Genomic DNA, 19,017 nt, shown 5'->3' on the forward strand with positions numbered 1-19,017 from the left:
GCCGTATGCACCGATACTCTGACCTCATCATGCTCTTTAACGATTGCTTCCTGGCCAGCCACAACACTGTGCTGGTCAGGGGCGACGACGAGCCCATTTACCTGCCGGCAGACAGCGACAACCCCCATCACCGGGTGGTGTTTGCACACGGCTACTACGCTTCTGGCCTTCATGAAATCGCCCATTGGTGCCTGGCCGGGGAGCAGCGCCGCCAACAGGTGGATTACGGCTACTGGTACTGCCCGGACGGCCGCGATGACGCCCAGCAAAAGGCCTTTGAAGCCGTCGAAGTCAAACCTCAGGCTATCGAATGGGGCCTGTGTGCGGCGGCGGGTTTTCGCTTTAACGTCAGCACCGACAACCTAAGCGGCAGCGCCGAGCCGGACCGGGCTGGCTTTCAGCACAAGGTCCACGGTCAGGTACTGCGCTATCTTGCCGAAGGTTTTCCCCCTCGCGCCGCCCACTTTATGGCGGCTCTTGCCAAGTTTTACGGGCAAAAGCCGCCGGTGGCGGCGGATTTTCCTTTGCCGGAGGCGCTATGAAGCTTGGTCTTATCATCAACCCGGTGGCCGGGGTTGGTGGCAGTGTCGCCCTTAAGGGCAGCGACGGTGTCGTTGAAGAAGCCTTGGCCCGTGGTGCCGTCAAACAGGCCAATAACCGTACCCGCACTGCCTTGGAACCCTTACTGGCGGTAAAAGATAAGCTGTCTTTTATCACCGCCTCCGGGGAGATGGGCGCCGATCTCCTTCAAGAGATGGGCTTTCGCTTTGAGGTGGCCTACCAGGCGCCAAAGGACACCTCTGCCGAAGACTCCAAAGCTGCCGCCAAGGCGCTGCTGGATAAGCACGTTGAGCTGCTGCTGTTTGCCGGCGGCGACGGCACCGCCCGGGATATCTGCGCCGTCGTGGAAGAAACCCTGCCGGTGCTGGGAGTCCCCGCCGGCTGTAAAATCCATTCTGGGGTTTACGCCGTTACCCCCAAGGCGGCCGGGGAGCTGATTGCTTCCTTGCACCGGGGCGAGCTGTTGAGCCTGGTGGACGCCGATGTCATGGACATCGACGAGAGCCAGTTTCGCCAAGGGGTGGTGCGCGCCAAGCGCTTTGGCGAGATGCGCATTCCCAGCTCCTTGCGCTACGTGCAGGCGGTCAAGCAGGGCGGCAAGGAATCGGACGAACTGGTGCTGCATGATATTGCCAGCGAGGTTATCAGCCGCATGGAGCTGGGCCAGCGCTTTGTGATGGGCTCGGGCAGCACTGTGGCCTTTATCATGGAAGAGCTGGGCCTTGCTAACACCCTGCTGGGGGTCGACCTTATCGAGAACGAGCAGCTTTTAGAAAGCGATCTCACCGAAGCGCAGCTCTTTGAGGCTATCATTCCCGGCACCAAGCTGGTGATCACCCTGATTGGTGGCCAGGGCCATCTTTTTGGCCGCGGCAACCAGCAGCTGAGCCCCAGGGTTATTCGCGCCATAGGCCGTGACAACATCCTGGTGGTGGCCACCAAGCGTAAATTGCAAGCCCTGGACGGGCGCCCCCTGATCATCGATACCGGCGACGCGGCGCTAGACCGAGAGCTCACCGGTATTTACCCCATCATTACCGGCTACCGGGACAGCGTTATGTACCGGGCCGCTAACCCGACGGACTGATATGGCTTACCAGCAGTTTCTAGACAATATCCAAACCCAACTGGACGATTTGGTAGTAACCGGCAGCGACGACGATCTGTTCGCCAGTGGCTACCTGCAAGGCCACGTTAGCCTTTCGGCTGGCCAATACGAGCTGGAAGAGACCGAGCCGCAAGTGGCAGAGCTTAAAGTGCGGGTCAAGGCCAGCCTTAATAAAGCCATCGAAGCGGGCGAGCTGAACCCTCAGGATCAGGCGCTGGTAGTGGGCCTTTGGGAGCGGGTCAGCCAGTAAAGGCGCTACTGCGCTTGCCAATATGGCGTTAAAAAGGCCCGGGTTTGGCGCAGGTCTGCACTGCACTAACCCGGGCCTTTTGGGTTTTATTGGCGTCCCTCGCTGGGCCCTTGAGTTTAGATAGAAAGGCCCTTCTTAAGCCTGCGAACCCAAAACCGGTTGGGCATCAGCGCATCCAGCACTGCGTTAGGCAGCGGCAGCGGTTCAGCCAGCATTTGCGACACCAGCACATCGGCGCACAACAGCCCCGAGGTGACGCCCCGGGCGCCAAGGCCGCCCAGTAGCCACACCCCTTCATATTCGGTAGCCGCCATCTCGTTCTCACTCTTGCCCTCAAAACCGGCCGGATCGGGCAGGGCGCCCACTACCGGCAGGTGGTCCCGCAGCACCACCCGGGTGCCGGCATTACCGCCGACGATTCCTTCCGGCAGCCAATCGGCACCCGGGAAGCTGGCCTTCATCTTGGCGATATTCTCTTGGTGCTCTTCCTCCCGCACCGCGATGTCGAGGTCTTGGCGTACAAAGCTGGCGCCGATACACAGGGCCCCAGCCTCGGGCGGCGTCATATAACCGTTGTGGCACAGCACGGTATTAAGGCTGGCCAACTGGCCGTCGGCTTTGACTTGGCTGATTTGCCCGCGCACGGCGGTAAGCGGCAGCTTTTCGGCAAGGGTGATATTGCCGGGGCCGGCGGCAAGAATAAGATTATCGAAAGTGCCCAGCACGGCGTCGCCTGCCAAAAGCTGCCAACCCTCGGCACTTTGGCTAAAGCCGGTGACCTCCACATCAAACTGTACCTTGCTGCCGGCCAGCAGCCAGTCCACCAACGCCGGCGGTTTCAGCCAGCCCGCTTTTTCAAAGTAAAGGCCAGGGTAGGGCAGGGACACCCCGGCCAGAGCGCTGGCCTCCACATCGTCCACATAGCGGCAAAGGGCCGGATAGCCCTCGGCCAGGCGTGGGTAGCGGGCCTTGAGCTTGTCGTCCAGCGCCAGTTGCAGCAGACCGTTGAGGCCTTGGGGAATGCCGCTTTCAACGGCAATGCGGCGGCTGTAGCCAAAGGCGCTGGCAAAAAGCTGGCTGACGGCGTCTTGGTCGATGTTTAACAGCGGGTAGAGCGCCCCTTGAGGGTTACCTGAGGCGCCGACGGCGGCCAGATTGTCTTTACAAAAAAGGGTGGCTTCGATGCCCCGGCGCCTTAGCTGCCAGGCACAGGCGGCGCCGGCAAGGCCAGCGCCGACAATGGCCACCTTGCCAAGCTTCTTCGCTGGGCGCCTTTGATAAATGGTGGCCGCAGGCTGGGCGCTGGGCGCTGCCAGGCACCCTGCCAGCATCTCCCTTTTGGTGCCAAAGCCCGGCACCTTGTTGGCGGCGAAGCCGGCGGCATTTAGGCCCCGGCGCACAAAGCCGGCGGCGGTAAAGGTGGCAAAGGTGCCGCCGGGTTTGGCAAGCTTGGCCATGGCGTCAAACAGGCTTTGCTGCCACATTTCGGGGTTTTTGGCGGGGGCAAAGCCGTCTAAAAACCAGGCGTCTACCAGGCCCCCTTGGGGGCGCTGCCAGCTTGGCAGCAGATCTTTAATGTCCCCCAGCCACAAGTCCAGGGTGACCTTGCCAAACAGCAGGCGATGGCAGCCTTCGACGGCGTCGGGGTATTGCTCGATAAGCTGCTCCGAGAACGCGGCAAGTTCTGGCCAGGCGCTAAGGGCAGCGGTTAAATCGCTGCGGCTTAGGGGGAATTTCTCGGTGGAGATAAAGTGCAGCCGGGCCTTGGGGCCGGCCTGCGCATTAAAAGCCTGCCAGGCGGCCAGGAAGTTAAGGCCGGTGCCAAAGCCGGTTTCGGCGATAACAAAGGCCCCTTGGTGATCGCTAAAACGCTGGGGCAGGCCATTATTGTGCAAAAATACGAAGCGGCTTTCTTCAAGGCCAGAGGCGTTGGAAAAGTAAACGTCGTCAAAGTCTTGGGCCACCGGCGTGCCCTGTTCATTGAAATGTATGCTGGCCTGTCGCATTGTTGTCATCCCCGCTGCTTAGGGTGGCGTATTCTACCCTTGACCTGGGTACTGGACCATGGGGAAAGCCGACCACTTGGGTTTGTCCCTTTGCGTACCATAGGGTTAATGCAACTGAATTAAGTGAGGCATGATGAAACGCGTCGTGATCACCGGTCTGGGTGTGGTATCCAGCATCGGCAACAACGCAGAGGAAGTGCTGGCGTCCCTGAAAGCCGGTAAGAGCGGTATCTCCCATTCCCAGCAGTTCGTAGAACAGGGGCTGCGGTCCCAGGTTTGGGGTGATGTGAAGCTGGATATCAGCGAGCACATCGACCGTAAAGCCATCCGCTTTATGGGTGAAGCCGCCGGTTATGCCTACATTGCCATGGAGCAAGCTATCGCGGACGCGGGCCTTTCTGAGGAGCAGGTGTCCAATATTCGTACCGGTATCGTTGCCGGCTCCGGCGGCGCCTCCAGCAAGAACCAGAGCCTGGCCATCGACACCCTGCGCGAAAAAGGCGTCAAGCGCGTCGGCCCCTACATGGTGCCGCGCACCATGTCGTCCACCGTTTCTGCCTGCCTGGCCACCCCTTTTAAAATCAAGGGCGTGAACTACTCCATCAGCTCCGCCTGCTCCACCTCTGCCCACTGTATCGGCCATGCTGCCGAGCTTATCCAGTTGGGCAAGCAGGACATGGTCTTTGCCGGCGGCGGTGAAGAAGTGGATTGGACCCTGGCGATGATGTTCGACGCCATGGGCGCCCTGTCTACCAAGTACAACGACAGCCCGGAAAAGGCCTCCCGCACCTATGATGCGGACCGTGACGGTTTCGTTATTTCCGGTGGCGGCGGCATGGTGGTGGTGGAAGAGCTGGAACACGCCCTGGCTCGCGGCGCCAAGATTTACGCCGAGATTGTTGGCTACGGCGCCACCTCCGACGGTTACGACATGGTCGCCCCCAGCGGTGAAGGCGCCCTGCGCTGCATGCAGATGGCCATGCAGGGTGTGGACGGCGCTATCGACTACATCAACACCCACGGCACCTCCACCCCGGTGGGCGACGTCAAAGAGCTGGAAGCCATCCGCACCCTCTTTGGTGACAAGGTACCGGCCATCTCCGCCACCAAGGCCATGACTGGCCACGCCCTGGGCGCTGCCGGTGTGCACGAGGCCATTTACTCGCTGCTGATGATGGAGCACGGCTTTATCGCCCCGTCGGTCAACATCGAGAACCTCGACGAGAAAGCGGACGGCATGCCGGTTATTCGCGCCGCCACCGACGCCAAACTGAATGTGGTGATGTCCAACAGCTTCGGCTTTGGCGGCACCAACGCCTCCCTGGTGATGAAACGCTACCAGGGCTAAGGCTTCTAAAAAGGCCGGTTTGGGGTAGACTCACCCCAAACCGGTTTTTTTGTGCCTGCACCATGCTCAATATCCTTGCCGACGGCCTGATGCCCCTGGTCGACGATCTCTTTGCCCCTCTGGGAACACTGCAACGTTTCGAAGGCCGCCAACCGACGCCAGCGCAGCTGGCCCAGGCCGAGGTTTTGCTGGTACGCTCGGTGACCCAGGTCGACGCCGCCCTGCTGACCCAGGCGCCCAAGTTGCGCTTTATCGGCTCCGCCACCATAGGCACCGACCATCTCGACATTAAAGCCATTGAAGAAAAAGGTCTTTTTTGGACTGCCGCCCCTGGCTGCAATGCCGACGCCGTAGCCGACTATGTGCTGTCGGCGGTACTGAACTGGCAGACGATGACTGGCCGGGACCTGCCGGCCTTGACCGTCGGCATTGTCGGCGTCGGAAATATTGGCTCTCGGCTGTCTAGACGGCTAAATGTGCTGGGTGTTAAGGTGCTGTGCTGCGATCCGCCAAAGGGCGAGCCGGGTTTTATCACCCTGGCCCAGATGCTGCCCCAGGTGGACGTGCTGACCTTGCATGTACCTGGCGGCCAGGGCACGCGCCATATGATTGGGGCAACCGAATTGGCCGCCATGAAACCAGGGGCGCTGCTGATCAACAGTTGCCGTGGCAGCGTGGTGGATAACGCCGCCCTGCTGGCCTGGCTTGAAGCCGGGGCCGGGCAGGCGGTGCTGGACGTCTTTGCAACCGAGCCGGATTTTGACCGGCGACTGTTGGACCTGGGGCTGTGGCTGACGCCGCACATTGCCGGCCACAGCATAGAAGGCAAGCGCCGAGGCACCTGGATGCTTTATGAAGCCCTGTGCCAGAAGCTAGGGCAGGTGCCCCAGGGGCGCTTTGAAGACCAGCTGCCAAGGGCGCCGGTGGAAAGCATCAGCGGCATTGAGCTGGCCGTTAGGCGCCTTGGCAACCTGGTGTTTGATATCCGGGATGACGACGCCTGGTTCAGGGCCGGCCTCAAGGCCGGCCGCACATTCGATGAGCTGCGCCGCAGTTACCCCAAAAGGAGGGAATGGGGCAGCCTCAAGGCAGGATCTTTGGAAGACGGCGCCAGGCTTTGGGACCTGGCGTCACATTGACGAGGTAATGATGACAATCAACGTGGCAATCCTGGGCGCCTCTGGCGCCGTCGGTGACACCCTGCTGGAGCTGCTGGAAGAGCGCGACTTTCCGGTAGGGGAACTCTTTTTGCTGGCCTCCAGCCGCTCTGCTGGCCAAACCCGTCAATTCAAAGGCAAGAGCCTGATTATCGAGGACGTGGAGCAGTTTGACTGGTCCAAGGTCGAGCTGGCCTTCTTCTCCGCCGGTGGCAGCGTGTCTCGCCACTGGGCGCCCATTGCCGCCGATGCCGGGGTATTGGTGATCGACAATACTTCCGAGTTCCGCTACCAGCCGGAAGTGCCGCTGGTGGTGCCGGAAGTGAACCCCGAAGCCATTGCCGATTATCGCAACCGCAACATCATTGCCAACCCCAACTGCTCTACCATCCAGATGCTGGTGGCCCTCAAGCCCATTCATGACCGCTACGGCATCAGCCGCATCAATGTGGCCACTTACCAGGCCACCTCCGGTGCCGGGCGCAGCGCCATGGAAGAGCTGGCCAAGCAGACCGCCGACGTGCTGAGCGGCCGTCCCGCCGAGCCCAGCAAGTTCCCCAAGCAAATTGCATTTAACTGTTTGCCGCAAATTGACGTCTTCCAAGATAACGGCTTCACCAAAGAAGAGATGAAGATGCACTGGGAAACCCAGAAAATTCTGGGGGACGACAGTGTTGCTGTGAACGCCACCTGTGTAAGGGTACCGGCTTTCTACGGCCATGCTGAAGCGGTGCACCTGGAAGCCCATCAGCCGGTTGACGTCAATGAAGTCAAGGCGCTGCTGGCCCAGGCGCCCGGTATCGAGCTGGTTGAAGACAGCGACTACCCAACCCAGGTGACTCATGCCTCTGGCAGCGACAGCGTCTTCGTCAGCCGGGTGAGGGCGGACTTCAGTCACCCCCATGGACTCAACCTCTGGGTGGTGGCCGACAACGTCCGTAAGGGGGCAGCCACCAACAGCGTGCAAATCGCTGAGCATTGGCTAGCCAACTACCGCTAGGCAAAACCGCCCTACAGGGCGGTTTTTTGTTATTGGCGCACTGTTACAGCCTTGTTTATGATAGCTTCGTTTGACAATTACAATGAAAGGACTCACAAGGAGTCCTGGGGATCGGCATGAAACTTTCAAGGATCGCTGCCTTGGTCCTGGCTACTGGTGTCAGTAGCCAGGCGCTTGCATTGGAACTCGGGGAGCTGAAGGTCAGCTCTGCTATCAACCAACCCTTTGCCGCCAAGCTGGAATTGGTTGGCCCCGACGCCCTGGACCCGACCAAGATCCGTATCGATCTGTCGGCCCGCCAGGCGTTCGAACCCCTGGGCCAGAAGGTCCAGGTCAAGGTTGACGATATCGTCACCGAAAAAGGCCGTCGCTACCTGGTGCTCTCCTCCGCCGACAATGTCTCGGCGCCTTTTGTCTCTCTCCAGGTGGATATTGCCGGCTTGCCCAGCGGCCGGGTTACCAACGATTACGACTTGCTGTTGGACGATAAGCCCAGCAGCGATCTGTCGGCCCTGCCTCAGGAAAACCGTAGCGCTGCCCCGGCAGCGGCCGCCAAGCCCAAAGTTACGGTTAACAGCCCGGCCAAGACCACGGCTACCGACTTGGCCTCCGGCCATACCGGCAAGAGCGATTTCTACGGCCCCATCTCTCCCAGCGATACCCTGTGGAGCCTGGCCAACGGCCTGCGCCCTGACCGCAGCGTCTCCGTCTATCAGACCATGATCGCCATCCAGCGCAAGAATCCCGAAGCCTTTCTGGACGGCGACATCAACCGCATGGTCAAAGGTTCCATCCTGCGGGTGCCGACCCTGGCCGAAGTCCAGGCGGTGGACCCGGATGAAGCCCGTCGCCGTTTTGTCAGTGGCACTACCGTCACGGCGTCGCGCCTGACCCAAAACGACAGCCCTCAGGTCAGCCGCTCTGTGGCCCAGCCCAAGGTCGCGGAAAAGCCCAAGACCAGCACCAGCGCACCGGCTGTGGTCAAGGCCAGCAGCAACGGGCCCAAGGTGGACGAATCCCTGTTGCAGCAGAAGCTCAACGAACAAGCCCAGCGCCACGCCGAAGAAATGGCGCAGCTGCGTAAGGAGCTGTCCTCCAGCACCGACAATCTGGAAGAAGTGCTGGCGGAGAATCAGCGCCTGAAGAGCCGCATCAACCAGGTAATGGAAGAGTTGGCCAGCCTGCAGCAACAACTGGCCGATGAGGTCAAGCTCCAAGAAGAGCTGCGCCAGGTGATCGCCAGCCAAAACGCCAAGCTCAACCAGCCCCAGGCCAGTAAGGAAGAAGGGGACTTCTTCGGTCAGCTGCTCAATACCACCTGGGGCCTGGCCCTGCTGGGCGCCATTCCCGGCCTGCTGCTGTTGTTGCTGGGCCTGCGCTGGTGGCGTGGCCGCAACAAGGAAGAAGTGAGCGAAGAGCGCAGCTTTGCCTCTCGTATCGTCAACAAGGACGAGAGCGCCGACGACGGCATGGACAATCTGGATGGCGCTGCGGCGGCTGCCCTTGCTGCCGGGGCTGCGGGTGCTGCCCTGGCCGATGAGGACGACATTCAGGACGACCCCCTGGCTGACGCCTCTCTTGACGACATGCTGGCGTCATTGCCCGATGAGGAAGAAGAACTGCCTGCGGCAGAAGCCCCCCCAACTGCCGAGCAGGAAGAGTTCTTCGAAGAAGATGATTTTGCCATCCGCCTCGATGAAGAAAGCGATCTGGACGATTGGGTGGTACTGGAAGAGCAGACCACGCAGCAGCGGATGAGCGAGGCAGAAGAGATCCTGGAAGACCAACCGGAGGAGACCCCGGCAGACGATCTGGATGCCGCCCTGGACGCGTCCATCTCAGAAGTCGAAGCTCTGCTCAGCGAGGAAGACGCTGCCGAACCTGTGGCCGAGCCACAGGCGCCTTCGGTTGCCGAAGCCAACCAGGCCTTCGACGATGAGAGTCTGCAGCTGCCAGAGCAAGATGACGATGCCTTCCTGGCTGCCGCTGTGGTACAGCAAGCCGCAGATGATGCCAAAGACGATCTCCAGGCCAGCACCTCAGCGGCGGTAGCCGAGGCCGTTGCCGAGCCTGTGGCAGAAGATCTGGCCTCTGAGGAGACGGCTGAGGAGCCGTTGCTGTCTGAGCTGCCGGACTTTGAAGAGGAAGTTCCAGTTGCTGTGGAGCCGACCCAGGCAACGGTCCCGCCGCTAGCGGAAGAGAGCGCCTTTGCTGAGGAAGAGGCCCCGGCCGAAGCCGAGCCGCAGCTGGCCGACTTGCCCCAGGAAGATGACTTGCCGGCCTTCGATGCCTTGGATGAGCAGCCTGCGGCCATGGCGCCTGAAGATGACGATATCCCGACTTTTGCCGCCACTGAGCCGGCCGGAAACGACCTGGAGCAGGCAGAAGACGATGAGCTGGCCTTTGAGGAAAGCGAACTGGCGGACTTCAACGACTTCAATGTGGCAGCGGCAGATGCCCTGTTGGCGGGGATGAGCAAAGAGGATGGCCAGGCGCTGGCCGACGACACCGCAGAGGAAGACGAGGATCTGTTGTCTCTGCCGGAGCTGGACGAGGATTTTAACTTCGACGACCTGGATAAGGCCCCTCAAGAGGTGAATGCCTCGGTGAACGAGACAGAACTGGACCTGGACGACGACATCCTGGAGCTGGATGAGGACGCCGAACTGGCCAACGATGATCTGCTGGCCGAAATTGCCGGTTACGAGGACCAGAACGAGTTGTCGCTGGACAACCTTGACGAGGACTCGCTGCTGGAGCAGGAAGAAGGCCAGATTCCTGGACAAAAGTGGGATGCTGAGAACACTCTTAATTGGGAAGCACCCAAGGTCGACAGCATTGCCTTTGACAACAATCCTGTGGCGTTGGAAGGGGAAGGCCTGGATTGGCAGGCCCCCAAGGCCGGCAAAGAGGACTTTATCGACATCGATGAGTTGATGAAGGACGCTGACAGTGACCTCAGCGAAGAAGATCCCTACGGCGAGTGGTCTCTGGCCCTGGACATGAAAGGCTATGAGGATCTGGTAGGCAAAGGGGATGAAGAGGACGACTCCCAGATGGGTTCCAAGCTGGACCTGGCCCGCGCCTACATGGAAATAGACGACCTGGACTCGGCCAGGGAGCTGCTGGACGAGGTCCAGGCCAAAGGCAGCGTCGATGAAAAGGCCGAAGCCATCAAACTCCTTGGTCGCCTAGGCTGACCAATCCCCAAAAAGCGGTGGCCATGCCACCGCTTTTCTTTTGCGGCTATAATGCCCGCCCCGAATACAGTAGAGACAGATTGATGCGTATCGCCCTTGGCATCGAATACGACGGTAGCCGCTATTTCGGCTGGCAACGCCAGCAGGAAGTGGACAGCGTGCAGGCCCAGTTGGAAGCGGCCATCAGCAAGGTGGCCAACGAGCCTGTCGAGATCTTCTGTGCCGGGCGTACCGACGCCGGTGTCCACGGCACCGGCCAGGTGGTGCATTTCGACACCCAGGCCATTCGCGGGGAAGGGGCCTGGACCCTGGGTCTTAACTCCAACCTGCCGGATGACATCGCCGTGCGCTGGGCCATGCCGGTTAGCGAGGACTTCCATGCCCGTTTCTCCGCAACCGCCCGCCGCTACCGCTATATCATCGTCAACCAGCCCTACCGGCCCGGCTTGCTGCGCCAGGGGGTCACCCACTACCACAGGCCCTTGGACGAAAAGGCAATGCACAGGGCTGCCCAGGCGTTGCTGGGGGAGCAGGACTTTTCCAGTTTCCGTGCCGTGCAATGCCAATCCAATACTCCCTTTCGCAACGTGATGGCGGTGTCGGTGGGGCGCTTTAACCACTATGTGGTGGTGGACATCCAGGCCAATGCCTTCTTGCACCATATGGTGCGCAATATTGTCGGCACCCTTCTAAAGGTCGGGGACGGGGAGCTGCCCGAGACGGCGGTGGCCGAACTGCTGGCCCTTAGGGACAGGAGCCTGGCACCGGCGACGGCACCGTCCAACGGCCTTTACCTGGTAGCGGTGACTTACCCGGATCACTTCGGGTTGCCGCAACCGCAGCCGGGCCCCCTGTTCCTGCCAGACCCCCTCAGCTGACCAGTTTTTGCTGTAAGCCCCTTGGCTATCTATGCTTTAATGCCATGAGTAGTAAGGTTTCAATGGCGCCTGGGAAGGCGCCATTTCAGTAGCTCTCACAGGTGTCACATGAGCTGGATCGAAAAGATTCTCAACAAAACCAAGAACGTTTCCCAAGACCGCAAAAACATCCCGGAAGGGGTGTGGACCAAGTGCGCTTCTTGCGACCAGATCCTTTACCGCGCCGAGCTGGAGCGGAACCTGGAAGTGTGCCCCAAGTGCAGCCATCACATGCGCATTGGTGCCCGTGCCCGCCTGGACGGCTTTCTGGACCAGGACGGCCGCGAAGAGCTGGGCGCCGAGCTGGAGCCCCAGGACGTACTGAAGTTCCGCGATTCCAAGAAATACAAGGATCGCATCGTCGAAGCCCAGAAGAAGACCGGCGAGAAAGATGCCCTTATCGTGATGAAGGGGCGCCTTAAGGATCTGCCGGTGGTGGTCGCCAGTTTTGAATTTGACTTCATGGGCGGTTCCATGGGCTCTGTGGTAGGTGCCCGCTTCGTGCGCGCGGTGGAAACCTGCATCAAGGAAAACCGGGCAATGATCTGCTTTAGCGCCTCCGGTGGTGCCCGCATGCAGGAAGCCCTGATGTCCCTGATGCAGATGGCCAAGACCTCGGCCGCCCTGGCGCGCCTGAGCGACAAGGGCCTGCCCTTTATCTCGGTCCTGACCGACCCCACCATGGGCGGCGTATCGGCGTCCTTTGCCATGCTGGGGGATATCCATGTGGCTGAGCCCAAGGCGCTGATCGGTTTTGCCGGCCCCCGGGTCATCAAGCAGACCGTGCGTGAGGACTTGCCGGAAGGCTTCCAGCGTTCCGAGTTCCTGGTGGAAAAGGGCGCCATTGACATGATCGTCGACCGTCGCCAGATGCGTGATACAATCGCCCGCCTGCTGGCTAAGTTGATGGGGCAGCCCAGCACTGAATCGGCTGCCTGAATAGGCAAGGATTAGAATGACCACATTCTCAAGCCAGTCCCTTGCGGACTGGCTTTTTCATTTAGAGAACCTGCACCAGAGCGCCATCGACATGGGCCTGGAGCGGGTCAAGGCCGTGGCCGAGCGGGCCCAATTGCTGCCTTTGGCCGCTAAAACCCTGCTGGTGGGCGGTACCAATGGCAAGGGCTCCACTTGCGCCATGATGGAGTCCATACTGCGCCAGGGCGGCTACAGCGTGGCTGTTTATAGCTCACCGCACCTGGTGGACTACCGGGAACGGCTGCGCCTCAACCAAGCCATGCTCAGCGAAGAAGAGCACTGCCAGGCCTTTGCCGCCATTGAACAGGCCAGAGGCGAGATTAGCCTGACCTATTTCGAATTTTCCACCCTGGCGGCTCTATGGCTCTGCAAGCGTCACCAACCCGACGTGGTGATACTGGAGGTAGGCCTGGGCGGGCGCCTGGATGCCACCAATATCGTCGATGCCGATGTGGCGGTGGTAACCAGTATCGACCTTGACCACCAGAGCTTTCTTGGCAATAGCCGTGAGTCGGTGGCCAGGGAGAAAATCGGCATTGCCCGCCAGGGCCGCCCCCTGGTGTGTGGCGAGCCGGATCCTACCGAGGTCTTTTTCGAAGAAGCCGCCCGTATTGGCCCCAAGCTGTGCTGGGTGGGCCGCGATTTTATCTATGAAGACCAAGGGCAGCACTGGGTGCTTGAGGGTAATAGCTGGCCAAGGCCGGGCCTGCCCCTGCCCAACGCCGCCACCGCCCTGACCGCCCTTAAGGCTCTTGGCCTGCCCCTAAAGGCCGAGGCCATTGCCTCTGGCCTGCGCTTGGCAAGCCTGCCTGGGCGCATGCAGCAGCTATCTGACAGCCCTCTGGTGCTGTGCGACGTGGCCCATAATCCCCATGCCGCCCGTTACCTCAATAGCGAGCTAAAGCGCCGTTTTGCCGGGCGCCCTTTGCACGGTGTTTGCGCCATGCTGGCAGATAAGGACATCGAAGGCACCCTGGCGGCCCTGGACAGCATCAGCCATTGGTACCCGGCCGAACTCAGCGGCGTTGGCCGTGCCGCGCCGGCCAGCCGCTTGGCCAAAGCCCTTGGGGCAGCGCAGAGTTATGGGACAGTTATTGCCGCTCAGCAAGCAGCCGTTAAGGCTGCCGGGACCGACGGCGTGGTGATCGTGTTCGGTTCCTTTTACACTGTGGCGCAGGTATTGCCCAAGGGGAGTGACGGTGTCCAGTCCAGTAACTAATCGTATTGTCGGAACCCTGGTGGTGGTGGCGCTGCTGGCGCTTATCATCCCGGAACTGCTCCGTGAACCGGCCGCCCCGACGCCGGAGAAATTCGAGGTTATTCCCCTGCGCCCCGAAATCGGTGCCACACCGGAGCCTAAAACCTACCCTGAGGATGCGCTGGCCAACCAGGTGACCGTGCCTCAGCCAGAGCCGTTGCCGGATAACGATGCCAGCGAGCTGCCTCCCGAGGTCAAAGGCACCGAGACAGCGCAGGTGACCGTCAAGCCTGCCGAAAAGGCCCAACCCAAACCCCAGCCCAAGGTAGAGCCCAAAACGCAACCCAAGGCCGAGGCAAAGCCGCAGCCGGTCAAGGATGCCTGGGTGGTGCAGATGGGGGCCTTCGGCCGCCACCAGTCCGCCCTGGAATTGGTCAAGAAACTACGTAATGCGGGATTCAAGGCTTTCTTGGTGCAGGAGAATGGTTTGTCCAAGGTGTTGGTGGGACCGGAGACGGACCGCAGCCGCCTGGAAGGGCAACTGGATAAGCTCAATAACGTGAGCGGCCTCAAGGGGCGGGTCTTCCATTACGACCCTCTTCGCTGAATTGACCTTTTTCCCCAAGTGTCTGTTAGAATACGCCGCCGTTAAAATCTAAACGTTTGCGTGACTGCATGAATTGGGTCGACATAGCGATTTTGGTCATCATTGGCCTCTCTGTTCTTATCAGCCTGGTCAGGGGCTTTGTGCGTGAGGCCATGTCTCTGCTGGTGTGGGTGGCCGCCTTCTTTGTCGCCAGCAGTTTCTACGAAAAGCTGGCTCCCCTGTTCACCGGTCTGGACGACCCCCTGTTTCGTAATGCAGCGGCCATAGCGCTGCTGTTTCTGGCTACCCTGATACTGGGTGGCCTGCTCACTTACATCGTCGCCCAGTTGGTCGACAAGACGGGTCTGAGCGGCTTTGACCGCTTGCTGGGGATGATCTTTGGCGCCCTGCGTGGCGTGCTGGTGGTGGCGGCCTTGTTGTTCGCTTTCGACAGCTTCACCTCCATGCCCGACTCCCAGTGGTGGAAGTCTTCTCGCCTGATCCCCGAGTTCGGGGTGGTGGTGCAATGGTTTTTTGAATACCTGCAATCTAGCTCCAGCTTTTTGCCCAAAGGCTAAGGCCTTAACCGAGAGGAACGAAACATGTGTGGTATCGTCGGTATCGTTGGGAAATCACCGGTCAATCAGGCCATTTACGATGGCTTGACCGTGCTCCAACACCGCGGACAGGACGCTGCCGGTATTGTCACCATCTCTGACAATACCTTCCGTCTGCGCAAGGCCAACGGTCTGGTTAAGGATGTGTTCGAGCGCCGCCACATGGAGCGCCTGTCCGGCAACATTGGGGTAGGGCATGTGCGTTACCCCACCGCCGGTTCCTCCTCCAGCGCCGAGGCCCAGCCCTTCTACGTTAACTCCCCCTTCGGCATTGCCGCCGCCCACAACGGCAACCTGACCAATGCTCAGGAGCTAAAGGAAAGCCTCTTTAAAGAGGCCCGTCGCCACATCAACACCACCTCGGACTCCGAGATCCTGCTCAACGTCTTTGCCCATGCCCTGACCGCCTGCACGGCCATTTCCCTGCAGCCTCAGGACATCTTCAAGGCTGTCAGCGAAACCCACCGCCGTTGCCGGGGTGCCTATGCGGTGATGTCCATCATCATCGGCCATGGCCTGGTGGCCTTCCGCGACCCCTACGGCATCCGTCCCCTGGTATTGGGTCGCCGCGAGGGCCCGGAAGGGGTAGAGTACATGGTGGCTTCCGAGTCTGTGGCCCTGGACGTGGTGGGCTTTGAGTTCATGCGCGACGTCGCCCCGGGCGAAGCTGTCTATATCACCGAAGAAGGTGAGCTCTTCACCCAGCAGTGCGCTGATAACCCGGTGCACTGCCCCTGCATTTTCGAATACGTCTATTTTGCCCGTCCCGACTCCACCATGGACGGCATTTCCGTCTATGCCGCCCGTGTGCACATGGGCCGTAAGCTGGGTGAGAAGATCAAGAAGGAATGGGGCGAGCTGGATATCGATGTGGTCATCCCCATTCCGGAGACCTCCTGCGATATCGCTCTGGAGATAGCCGGTGTGCTGGACCTGCCTTACCGCCAGGGGTTCGTGAAGAACCGCTACATTGGCCGTACCTTCATCATGCCGGGCCAGACCATCCGCCGGAAGTCGGTGCGTCGTAAGCTCAACGCCATCAATGCCGAATTCAAAGGCAAGAACGTGCTGCTGGTGGACGACTCCATAGTGCGGGGCACTACCTCAGAGCAGATCATCCAGATGGCCCGCGATGCCGGTGCCAACAAGGTCTACTTCGCCTCTGCCGCCCCTGAGATCCGCTTCCCCAACGTGTATGGTATCGACATGCCGTCCGCCAATGAGCTTATCGCCCATGGCCGCGAAGTGGACAACATCTGCGAACAAATCGGTGCCGACGGCCTTATCTTCCAGGCCATAGGCGATCTCATCGATGCCGTGCGTCAGGAAAACCCGACCGTACAGCGCTTTGAAACCTCGGTGTTTGACGGTGATTACGTGACCGGCGACGTGGACCAGGCTTATCTGGACGCTCTTGACGAGGCCCGCTCTGATACGGCCAAGGCATCAAGGGCCAATATCGAGGACCCCAACCTCGAAATGCACAACGAAGAAGCCTAAAAAAAGGCGGCCTAAGGGCCGCCTTTTTGTTGGCGAGCGGTCAGGTATACATGGGCCCGAAACCGGATCCCCAGAGGATGGCGGTAACCGCCAAGATGCTGACCAGCAGCACCAGGCCCACCGTCACTAGGGAGCTGGCGTAGATAAAGCCGCGCTCTTCTGGAATGTGCATCAGGATGGGTACCCCCACGTAAAGCAGGTACACCGAGTACGCGACCCCGGCCAACCCCACCAGCATGACGAACCAGAGCACCGGGTAGAGGGTAGCGAAACCCACCATAAAGAGTGGTGTGGAGGTGTAGGCCGCCAGCTCCAGGGTTTGGGTGTAGGACGGAGTGGACCCGAAGGTCTGGGCCATCCACTTGGCCAGGTATGCCAGGGCAAAGACCCCGGCGATCAGCGCAAAGTACATGGCCACCGAAATCATCAGGGCACTGTCACCGGTGAGCTTGACCGGATCGCCAACCCCGATTTGCCAGCCTAGCTCTGAGGCCGAGTAATAACCGCAGATGGACGGGATCAGGGCCACCAGCATGATGTGTGACAAACTGTAAGTAAGGCTTTCATGGCGTTGCTCAATGCTGTGCCATTCATCTCTCGGATGGGCGTAAAGCCCCCATATATGGTTAAGAATCATAGTCTTATCCTTTTAAAACCTCGAACGCTTCTCCCCAAGGGCCCGGTACGCAAAATCCCCAGGCCTGATTAGAATTAAGTGTAAATAAAATGTTTCGTCAAGGTGGCCCCATGCGTCTCTGGCTACTGCTGGTGCTGGCCCTCAACGGATGCCAGTCCGCTCCAGAACCCCGGCCCACGGAAGCGCCCCCCCAGTATTGGCAGGATGCCCACTTCAACGACAAACCCCAATTGTTGTCACCTGACGCCCTGTTTGAGGTGACAGACGAGATGGCGGCATTACTGCAAGGCATTAGGCCAGTACGAAACAAGAACGAACGCCTGAATCAGCTCATTGAATGGCTCTTTGAGCGCAATACCTTGCCTATCAGGTACAACGCGGAAATGACCGTTGCTCCCAAAGAAGTGATGGTATATCGACAAGGTAACTGCCTTTCCCTTTCAGTGTTTACCGCGATCATGGCTCGACACTGGGAACTTGAGGCGCAACTCCAAAGGGTATCTATCCCTCCCAGATGGAGTCGATCTGGTGATTTGATAACGCTTTCTCAGCACGTGAATATTCGGGTGAAAACAGGAGAGATGGGCGCCAATGTACTCGCGGATGCTGCTTACCGCATCGTTGATTTTCAGCGTGGTTATGGGCGTTATGCATTTCGCACAAAGCCCATTTCAGACGAGGTAGCCGCCTCTTTTTTCTATCACAACATAGCTGCCAACTGGCTAATTGAAGGGAAGCTTGACCAAAGCTATTGGGCGGTGAAAAAGGCGCTCGAGCTGGCGCCTGGTGAGATGGACAGCTGGAATCTGCTTGGGTTGGTGTACCGGCGCAAAGGACTAATGAAGGAAGCAGAATCTGTCTATCGCTACGTCATTGGAATTGACAACAAAGATCCGTCGGTTTGGCAAAACTTAGCCGTGCTTTACAACTTGGAAGGGCGACAACAAGAAGCGAATGACGCCAAACACAGAGCCGACGCCCTGATGCCGGAAAACCCCTTTGATTATATCGATCAGGGGGAGCAGGCCCTGGCCGTAGCCCAGGTCGCCAAGGCCAAGGCCCTCTTTGAGCGGGCGCTGCGTATAGACGACATTAATGAGGAAGCCCTGTGGGGTATGGCCAAAGCCTATCGTCGCCTTGGTCAGGATGATCTGGCCCGCAAGATGATAGACAGGGCCATCGCATTGGCCAGCACACCTGACATGGAAAGGCAGATGCGGCAGTGGCAGCAGGCGAACCTCTGAGATGTTTCCAAAAGGTTAAAATATAGCGACTAATTTTTAGCTTGCCTAAAATTTAATCAAATATGCCAGCAGGTTAGCAAAAATGACCTAAAAGCCGGTTCTGACTTCGTCACAGCCCCCGGGCCTGACTAGCTTTGCCACTGAGCGCAAAGTCTGTCTCGACGGAGTGAGAACTATGAAAAAGCAGTTTTGCTGTACCCTTGCGTCCTTCCTGTTTCTTTCTACTGTATCCCTCGACCTCCATGCCGAAGCGTCCCATGTCAGTGTCATGCCCACCTTCATCGGTGCTGACCAGGACAGGGGAACTGATGAATCCGGTTTTGGTGTAAGGGCTATCTACGGTTGGAAAATTAATGAGCGTTGGGATTGGGAAGCCCAGTTTTTCTACAACGTCCTGGAAACTGATGAAAGTGACCTGACCGATTTCTATCAAGCCGGTCTGGGCCTGGATTTCAGGTACAACTTCACGTCTGACTACGGCGCCACTCCCTATCTGCTGGTTGGCCTGGGTGCCGTGCACAACGATGTCGTGCCTAACCGGGACGACGACACCTCGGCTTTTGCCAACCTTGGTGGCGGTTTGGTGTTCAAAGAGATAGCCAATACCCGCCTGCAGATCCGCACCGAATTTCGCGTGCTCTACGACAGCTTCCAGGAAGATTACCTCGACTGGCAATTCGGTCTGGGGTTTGAGTTTCCGTTTCGCTAAG

General features: G+C 59.4%; 17 protein-coding genes. 15 read left to right on the forward strand and 2 right to left on the reverse strand.

Annotated elements, in window-relative coordinates; genetic code table 11:
* Positions 1-5: 5 nt before the first annotated feature.
* From B3C1_RS04975 to B3C1_RS04985, 3 genes are read left to right on the forward strand one after another with little or no spacing between them, the layout of a single operon-like run.
* Complete coding sequence (locus tag B3C1_RS04975) at positions 6-542, forward strand: elongation factor P hydroxylase (RefSeq protein WP_008483335.1); 537 nt, start codon at positions 6-8, stop codon at positions 540-542.
* Positions 539-1,648, forward strand: coding sequence for an ATP-NAD kinase family protein (locus tag B3C1_RS04980; protein ID WP_008483337.1), 1,110 nt, complete (start codon positions 539-541; stop codon positions 1,646-1,648). Before B3C1_RS04975 ends, B3C1_RS04980 begins: the two co-directional genes overlap by 4 nt.
* Before the next feature lies 1 nt (position 1,649).
* Positions 1,650-1,919: a YfcL family protein gene (locus B3C1_RS04985; protein ID WP_008483338.1), complete on the forward strand. Its 270-nt coding sequence runs from the start codon at positions 1,650-1,652 to the stop codon at positions 1,917-1,919.
* Between the two features lie 116 nt (positions 1,920-2,035).
* Here the strand turns inward: B3C1_RS04985 and mnmC are convergent, their stop codons facing one another.
* Positions 2,036-3,934 carry a bifunctional tRNA (5-methylaminomethyl-2-thiouridine)(34)-methyltransferase MnmC2/FAD-dependent 5-carboxymethylaminomethyl-2-thiouridine(34) oxidoreductase MnmC1 gene (mnmC, locus tag B3C1_RS04990; RefSeq protein WP_035481192.1) on the reverse strand — a complete coding sequence of 633 codons (1,899 nt, stop codon included), beginning with the start codon at positions 3,932-3,934 and terminating at the stop codon, positions 2,036-2,038.
* Between the two features lie 124 nt (positions 3,935-4,058).
* Here mnmC and fabB point away from each other — a divergent pair, with 124 nt between their 5' ends.
* The 10 genes from fabB to purF all read left to right on the forward strand — a co-directional run bounded on the left by fabB (position 4,059) and on the right by purF (position 16,426).
* On the forward strand, positions 4,059-5,273 hold the full coding sequence (gene fabB, locus B3C1_RS04995) for a beta-ketoacyl-ACP synthase I (protein ID WP_008483340.1): 1,215 nt from the start codon (positions 4,059-4,061) through the stop codon (positions 5,271-5,273).
* A gap of 62 nt (positions 5,274-5,335) precedes the next feature.
* Entirely contained in the window at positions 5,336-6,412 is a 1,077-nt protein-coding gene (locus tag B3C1_RS05000) for a 4-phosphoerythronate dehydrogenase (protein WP_008483341.1), read from the forward strand.
* A 7-nt stretch (positions 6,413-6,419) separates the two neighbouring features.
* The gene (locus B3C1_RS05005) at positions 6,420-7,430 is read left to right on the forward strand and encodes an aspartate-semialdehyde dehydrogenase (RefSeq protein ID WP_008483342.1); all 1,011 of its coding nucleotides are present in this window, start codon (positions 6,420-6,422) and stop codon (positions 7,428-7,430) included.
* A gap of 116 nt (positions 7,431-7,546) precedes the next feature.
* On the forward strand, positions 7,547-10,630 hold the full coding sequence (locus tag B3C1_RS05010) for a FimV/HubP family polar landmark protein (RefSeq protein WP_008483343.1): 3,084 nt from the start codon (positions 7,547-7,549) through the stop codon (positions 10,628-10,630).
* Positions 10,631-10,713: 83 nt separating this feature from the next.
* Positions 10,714-11,508, forward strand: a complete 795-nt coding sequence (gene truA, locus B3C1_RS05015; protein ID WP_008483345.1) for a tRNA pseudouridine(38-40) synthase TruA — start codon at positions 10,714-10,716, stop codon at positions 11,506-11,508.
* A 108-nt stretch (positions 11,509-11,616) separates the two neighbouring features.
* Complete coding sequence (gene accD, locus B3C1_RS05020) at positions 11,617-12,486, forward strand: acetyl-CoA carboxylase, carboxyltransferase subunit beta (RefSeq protein WP_008483346.1); 870 nt, start codon at positions 11,617-11,619, stop codon at positions 12,484-12,486.
* Positions 12,487-12,502: 16 nt separating this feature from the next.
* A complete protein-coding gene (folC, locus tag B3C1_RS05025; protein WP_008483347.1) occupies positions 12,503-13,744 on the forward strand; it encodes a bifunctional tetrahydrofolate synthase/dihydrofolate synthase in 1,242 nt (413 codons plus the stop codon).
* Positions 13,725-14,330: an SPOR domain-containing protein gene (locus B3C1_RS05030; RefSeq protein WP_156804454.1), complete on the forward strand. Its 606-nt coding sequence runs from the start codon at positions 13,725-13,727 to the stop codon at positions 14,328-14,330. The genes folC and B3C1_RS05030 overlap by 20 nt, the downstream gene beginning before the upstream one ends.
* Before the next feature lie 68 nt (positions 14,331-14,398).
* Positions 14,399-14,887 carry a CvpA family protein gene (locus B3C1_RS05035; protein WP_008483349.1) on the forward strand — a complete coding sequence of 163 codons (489 nt, stop codon included), beginning with the start codon at positions 14,399-14,401 and terminating at the stop codon, positions 14,885-14,887.
* 24 nt (positions 14,888-14,911) lie between these two features.
* Complete coding sequence (gene purF / locus B3C1_RS05040; protein WP_008483350.1) at positions 14,912-16,426, forward strand: amidophosphoribosyltransferase; 1,515 nt, start codon at positions 14,912-14,914, stop codon at positions 16,424-16,426.
* 40 nt (positions 16,427-16,466) lie between these two features.
* Here purF and B3C1_RS05045 read toward each other — a convergent pair whose 3' ends face one another.
* Positions 16,467-17,063: a Yip1 family protein gene (locus B3C1_RS05045; protein ID WP_008483351.1), complete on the reverse strand. Its 597-nt coding sequence runs from the start codon at positions 17,061-17,063 to the stop codon at positions 16,467-16,469.
* Between the two features lie 110 nt (positions 17,064-17,173).
* Here B3C1_RS05045 and B3C1_RS05050 point away from each other — a divergent pair, with 110 nt between their 5' ends.
* Both B3C1_RS05050 and B3C1_RS05055 read left to right on the forward strand, forming a co-directional pair.
* Positions 17,174-18,307, forward strand: a complete 1,134-nt coding sequence (locus B3C1_RS05050; RefSeq protein WP_008483353.1) for a tetratricopeptide repeat protein — start codon at positions 17,174-17,176, stop codon at positions 18,305-18,307.
* A 175-nt stretch (positions 18,308-18,482) separates the two neighbouring features.
* Positions 18,483-19,016: an outer membrane beta-barrel protein gene (locus B3C1_RS05055; protein ID WP_008483354.1), complete on the forward strand. Its 534-nt coding sequence runs from the start codon at positions 18,483-18,485 to the stop codon at positions 19,014-19,016.
* The last annotated feature ends 1 nt before the right edge of the window (position 19,017 follow it).

The sequence above is a fragment of the Gallaecimonas xiamenensis 3-C-1 genome (assembly GCF_000299915.1).
Lineage (GTDB): Bacteria > Pseudomonadota > Gammaproteobacteria > Enterobacterales > Gallaecimonadaceae > Gallaecimonas > Gallaecimonas xiamenensis.